We start from the raw sequence: 6,481 nt of genomic DNA, 5'->3' as shown, positions 1-6,481 counted from the left end.
GCCTGATAAAGCGGGCAATATTGTCGACATGACCATCGGTATGATCACCGGTCAGGCCATCGCCGAGCCAGATCATGCGGTCCGCACTGAACGCAAGTGTCAGCGCCTCTTCGGCTTTCGCCTCGTTCCAGCTTTCATTCCGGTTCGGATTGAGCACGCACTGGCGCGTCGTCAGCAGCAGGCCTTCGCCATCCTGCTCAACCGCGCCGCCTTCCAGCACGAAGGGCAAGCGCTTTAGAGGGTGGCCTTCGAGGCGCGCAATGGAGGCCGCCGTTTCTCTGTCGCCTTCCAGCTCATACTTGCCGCCCCAGCCATTGAACTCGAAGCCGAGCCCCTCCAGCCGGTTGCTGTATTTCACGAAGACAGGCCCGATGTCGCGCAGCCAGATATCGCCCATGGGCGCATCGTACAGCTCTGCCAGATCGCCGATCTGCTCGACCGCTTCGGGGCGCGAATGCGGCGCGCCGATGACCAGTTTCACGGTCACGACAGGCGCCAGCGCCTTGACCAGCGCCGCAATCTCGCGCTGCGCGCCAGCATAGTCGCCCGCCCACTCATCCCTGAGATGCGGCCAGCCAACCCAGACAGAAGACTGCGGGGCCCATTCAGGCGGGGTAAAAGCGATAGGCGTGTCAGTCATGTCGCGCGATTTGCCATAGGAGGAGACAAAGAGAAAGGGCGGCCCACATGGAGCCGCCCTTCCCTGATTTCAATTGGTTCGATGTGAACCGGAGGTTCTAGAACTCGTAGCGAAGGCCGAAGCGGATCTCGTAGCGCGATGCATCGCCCTGACGAGATTCGCATGTTCCGGTGCGGTCGCCATTGACATCAACCGTACACGTCGACGGGAAGCCTGGCTGGCGCAGGATGCCCCACTCGTCGTTCAGCAGGTTGGTGAAGTTGTCAATCACGACAAAGCCGGAAGCAACATGGTCATCAAAGAGCGCGAACTCCTGCTCGACCTTGATGTCGACCTTGCCCCACCAGGAGCCCTCTTCAGCATTACGCTCCTGACCAAGCGCGAGGAACGGATTGCCCTCGAGGAATGGTGTGAAGCCTGTGATGAAGTTCGGGTTACCCTCGATCGTGTTGCTGTACGGACGGCCTGACACTACTTGGCCGAAGGCCGAGAAGCGGGTCGTATTGTCACCGAAGAACGCTCGCTCGTAATTCGCCAGAGCCGTGATGCGATGCTCGGTATTGTAGTCAGACGTTGCCGCCGACACATCCTGCGGATCGCTGAAGGCCCGGTTCACATAGTTGGAGAACGCAACCGATGAGGTCATCGGGTGGACGTCCTGCGCATCCGAGTATGCATAGCCGAGCGACCAGTCGAGACCGAAGTCATGCTGTTTCGAGATGGCACCAGAGACGAGCAGCGAGTGCGGAGAGTCGTTTGAGTTCGTCAGAACGAAGGACGCCTCACGGACGCTGGAATAGGTCGGATAGACGCGGCCGTCGGGGCCAGTCGTTGTGCCGGTTTGCTCCAGGTCGCCGCGGATCCAGACAGCGCGCTCTTTACCGATCGTGTAGAGCACGTCAGCGGACAGCATATACTCACCGCCAAGCTGAGGCACATCGACAAATTTGGTCGCGCCGAGGGCCATCTTGATCTCGTAGGGAAGCTTGAAGTCCGGATCGAGATAGTTGATCTCGAAGTTCGACCCTGCACCGGCTGCAACCGCATCGGCCATGGATTGTGGCACACAGTAGCCTGGTCCTGTCGGAACGCCGTCTTCACACATGCTGTAAGGAATGCCGAACAGCGAGGTGACGCCGTTTTCAAGACCAAAGTCGCCGCCGTCTGCACCGAACTGGCTTACATTGTTTGCCGAGTAGGTGTTGGATAGCCAGACATTGGGGTTGCCACCGGAATAGACACCGAGACCACCGCGAAGATCGAGACTGTCATCGATGTTCCAGGTAAAGCCAACGCGTGGCTGAAGCAGGCCTTCGCCGTCGAGGGTCTGGTCGTTGCCAAAGCCGTAATCAGCCAAGAAGTCTGGGTTGACCAGCGGCTTGTCGTCGGTCGTGTACCAGTCATACCGCATACCGGCCGTCAGCACGAAACCGGTTCCGAAGTCATACTCGTCCTGCGCATACAGCGTGTTGATCGAGTAGCCCCAGTCAGCAGCCGCATCATTCGGATCCCCGGACGGCGCGTTGTTGTAGTTGACGTTGTCAGCCAGGCCGAGACGGAAGTTTTCGATGGCAAAGTCGAAACCATCGCCGACGGTGTTCGGGTTGTCGTCGAAGTCGATCTCAGTCTCAACGTGCTGGACGAAGAGGTTGAAGACATCCAGGTCTTCGCGCTCATAGCCGAACGAGAAGTTATGGTCGCCGGCCGTATAGAAGCCTTTCAGCGCGACATTGAACGTCTCGTAGTAGAGTTTGTTGGCCTGACGGGAGTCATCGCCGCCTAGGTAGACGTCGACATCGTCGGTTTCGATCGTGATCTCACCGAAGTCTGTACCGCCGATCGAGTTCTGACGGTTGTCGAGTTCAGAGTAACCGACGCGGATTTCAGTTGAGAAATTGTCCGTCCAGTCAGAATAGACCGAGCCGACATAAGCGGTCAGTTCTGCGCCACGCTCATAGAGGTGATTGGAGAATTCCAGCTCGTTGCTGTCACCGTCGGACTGGGCGATGTTGAAGCCATCATTCCAGTTATAGGTGAAGGTTGCGCGGTGATCTTCGTTGATGTTCCAGTCGAGTTTGACGAGGATTTTCTCGTCTTCATTGTCGGCGCTGGAAGGGATGTCGCCTGGATCGTAACCATAGAGGTTCTGGGAGATTGCACGGATCTCGTCGACTTCCGCCTGGGTGATGTTCACTTCATTAACGGCACCTGACCCAATTGGGCCTCGGTCAAAGAGGTTCACACCTTCAAGCTTTTCATAAGCGGCGAAGAAGAACAGCTTGTCCTGAACGATCGGGCCGCCAATACCGAAACCGTAACGGTATTCGTCATAATCACCGGTCACGACTTCATCGCCTTCAAGGCTATCGCCGCGAAGGTCGCTGCTGGTGTAGTCACCGAAAGCGTAACCGTGGAATTCGTTGGTACCCGACTTCGTGACAGCGTTGATGTTACAGGCAGAGAAGCCACCATACTGGACGTCGAAAGGCGCAAGCTCGATGGAGACCTGCTCAATGGCGTCGTAGGAGAACGGGATCCGCTCGGTTGGGTAGCCGTTCGAGTTGAGACCGAAATTGTCGTTCATCTTCACGCCATCAACGGTCAGCGAGTTGAAGCGGGAATTCTTGCCGCCGCACTGGACAGCGTTGATGTCGCCGCGGGACTCGTCAACATAGACGCGCGGGTCGATGCGCAGGACGTCTGTGATGTTGCGGTTGATCGCCGGAGCCTGCTTCAGCGTCTCAAGGCCGAATGTCGCCGATGGGCCGATCGCAACCTGAGCAAGGTTTGCGGTCGAGGCGGTCACAACGACCGTGTCCATTGTACGGTCGCCTTCACCAAGCGTGAAGTTCACTTCTGCGGTGTCGCCAAGGTTCAGAGCGACATCTTCGACTGCGCGGCCCTGAAAATCAGTTGCAAGGATCTCGACCGTATAAGTGCTGCCAACCGGCAGGTTGCGGAGCGTATACGTACCTGATGATGTCGTCGTCGTCGTGCGGACCAGCCCCGTCTCCGGGTCACGGACGATGACGTCGGCACCGGCAATCGGTGTGCCTTCGGCGTTCGTCACCTGGCCGCGAACCCCGGACGTGGTGACCTGCGCTTCTGCAGGTGCGATAATCGCGGCGGTGAACAGCGATGCCGCTGCGACGCCGGATAGTAGTTTCCAGTTGGACATGAAGAACCCCTTCTTCGGTTTGGCGGCCCCGGTACCTCACACTTCTTAACCAAGGCCAATTGACCGGCGCTCTATTCCGCCTGCGTAACAGTTTTGTGACAGCTTTATTACTCTTCTGTGCAGCGCAGCAAACGAGGAAAAATGATTGCAAAAAAGCCACACCGGCATTGGCTCTCTGGCCAAGTTGGCCGCCTCGCGTTAGCAGGCTGGTGGCATGCTGAACGACGCGAAAAACGAGCGGATTTACGCCCGCCTTACGGCCCTGATATTGCTCGGGCTTTTGGTGCTGCGTGTTTTCACCGTTCTGGCCTCGCCGCTCGAACTCTATGCCGATGAAGCCCAGTACTGGCGTTGGGGGCAGTCGCTGGAGTGGGGATATTACTCAAAACCGCCGCTGATCGCCTGGGTGATCCATACGAGCACCGCAATGTTCGGCGATTCGGCCTGGGCCGTGCGTTTGCCGGCGCCTTTCCTGCACACGATCGCTGCCGCCTGTCTGTTCCTGCTGGGCCGCAGCATGGCCTCGCCCAAGGTCGGCCTGATGGCAGCCGTCGGCTATGCGCTGATGCCGGCGGTCTGGCTCTCGTCCACCGTGCTGTCGACCGATGGCGTCCTGATGCCGGTCTGGGCGGTGGCGCTCTACCTTCTCTGGCGCGTGCGGCAGGGCGAAGCCGGATGGGCGAGCTATATCGGTCTCGGCCTCGCCATCGGCACCGGCTTTCTTGCCAAATATGCGATGCTCTACTTTGCCATCGGCGTGGTGCTGACAGCCATTCTGGACAAACCCACCCGGCAGGGCCTGTTGACGCTCAGGGGCGGCGCTACGCTCGCCATCGCCCTCGCCGTGGTCGCGCCGCACCTTGTCTGGAACGCACAGAATGATTTCGCCACGGTTGGCCACACGGTCGATAATGCCAATCTCGGCGGCGAGCTGTTCAACCCCGAGAACGCGCTCAAATTCCTCGCCGACCAGATGGGTGTGTTTGGCCCGGTCAGCTTTCTTGCGCTTCTGGCCGGCCTCCTCTTCATGCGCCGCTCAGCCACGGGCGAACCGGCGCGGCGTGAGCTCTGGCTGACCTGCTTCATCCTCCCGGTGCTCGTCATCATCTTCGGCCAGTCCATCCTGTCACGCGCCCATGCCAACTGGGCCGCGACCGCCTATCCGGCGGCGTCGGTCCTGATCGCCATGGTCTTCCTGCGCGCGCGGACGAATAAATGGCTCTGGGTCTGGATCGCAGGGCTCTCGGCGGTCGGTTTCATCCTAGCGCCAGACTTCACCTTGACCGCCCGCATCCTCACCGGTGTGGCCGTCGCGAGCGGCATCATGCTCTTTGCATTCCTGTTCCGCTTCCGGCCGGAAGGCCTGTTCTGGGCGGGACTGACGCTTCACACCGTGCTTGGCCTCGTCATGACCGCTGCCACAATCGCGCCGGACGCCGTCGCCAAACCGCTCGATCTCGATAACGCCCTGAAACGCACGCGCGGCTGGGACGAGATCTCCGACAAGCTTGTCGCTTTCGTCGCGGAGGATGGTACGCCCACAGCCCTCATGGTCGATGAGCGCGAGATCTGGCATGGCCTCGACTTCTACCTGAAAGACCGCATCGACGCGCCGCTCATTCTCTGGCGCTACAATGAAGGCGCGCACAGCTTTGCCGAACAGCAGCCGATGACCGGCGAGATTGACGGCGATGTCCTGATCGCAAGCTACCGGCCCAACCGCCGCCCGGCCATCGCCGCCGATTTCGAAGCGTTCGAGAAGGTCGGCGAGGTCAGTGTTGACCTGGGTGAGCGCTCGAATGGCTGCCCGATTACCCGCCGGCTCGTCCTCTATCGCGCCTCGGGTTTCGACCCCCTGCCCCGCTCTGGGGACTGGGTTGACCGGTTCGAAGGCCAGAAGCTCGATGCGCCGGAGCCTTGCCCGGCACGATAAGCGCGTCCGCTACTCGAACCTCATGAATCCATAGTGGGGCTGGCACATGTTGAAGATTTGCGATTGCTCCAGCATCTTCACACGCAGATTCTCTATGATGGGCGTCAGCACGGTCAGGTCAATCGGCTTGCTGATGGCGACATTCGACCACTGCGGCGCCTGACCATATGGCGTGAAGTAAGGCGTAGAGAACGCCAATCTGAAATCTTCATGACTGGTGAACGACCAGTCGATCGGATGGTCCCAGCTCGCCCAGCTGCCTTCGACCTTGTTGCCCTTGCCCTCATACGTTTCCACACGCGTCTGGAAAAGCAGCTTGGGAGCTTCGTCGACAACGGTGAGTCCAGCCATGGTGAATTTCATCGCGACGAAGATGTGCTTGCCGGCGATGGCTTCCTCAGACATCGGGAAGGGTGAGAAGACCTGATAGGTACGTGTATTCTCCGTATCGGGGTCGCGCACGAACGAGAAATCGAGCGGCGGGAGCTCGAAACGGGCAACGCGTATCTTTTCCTTGTCCCCCCCATCAAGATTGATGGCCAGCGCGAAGCCGTGCGTGGACACATCGCCGCCACTTGTCTCCCACCCAATGGGGAAATCGAGATTCTTGAGCTGAATGTCAGAGCCGCTCGCCTGCCACATCCAGTCACCTGCTTCACCCGTTGGACAAGCCGGCTTTTCCTCGGCGTTGGCAGCGAAGGCCAGTATTCCAAGTGCGACGGCTGTCGCC

Annotated in this window: 4 protein-coding genes; 1 reads left to right on the top strand and 3 read right to left on the bottom strand. The window is 59.5% G+C overall.

Annotated features, from left to right (window positions below; genetic code table 11):
- Together WA989_RS07655 and WA989_RS07650 are read right to left on the bottom strand one after the other, a co-directional pair.
- On the bottom strand, positions 1-640 hold a 640-nt coding region (locus tag WA989_RS07655; RefSeq protein ID WP_424339910.1), incomplete at its 3' end, for an agmatine deiminase family protein.
- 97 nt (positions 641-737) lie between these two features.
- Entirely contained in the window at positions 738-3,818 is a 3,081-nt protein-coding gene (locus WA989_RS07650) for a TonB-dependent receptor (RefSeq protein WP_424339909.1), read from the bottom strand.
- A gap of 214 nt (positions 3,819-4,032) precedes the next feature.
- Between WA989_RS07650 and WA989_RS07645 the strand changes: the two genes are divergently transcribed.
- Positions 4,033-5,751 (top strand): ArnT family glycosyltransferase, encoded by a 1,719-nt coding sequence (locus WA989_RS07645; protein WP_424339908.1) that lies wholly within the window; start codon positions 4,033-4,035, stop codon positions 5,749-5,751.
- A gap of 9 nt (positions 5,752-5,760) precedes the next feature.
- On the opposite strand, the gene WA989_RS07640 is transcribed toward WA989_RS07645, so the two are convergent.
- Positions 5,761-6,481: hypothetical protein (locus WA989_RS07640; RefSeq protein WP_424339907.1), on the bottom strand; the 721-nt coding region annotated here is incomplete at its 5' end.

Source organism: Henriciella sp., from assembly GCF_049649345.1.
Taxonomy (GTDB): Bacteria; Pseudomonadota; Alphaproteobacteria; order Caulobacterales; family Hyphomonadaceae; genus Henriciella.
This window is presented reverse-complemented; position numbering and strand designations above follow the sequence as displayed.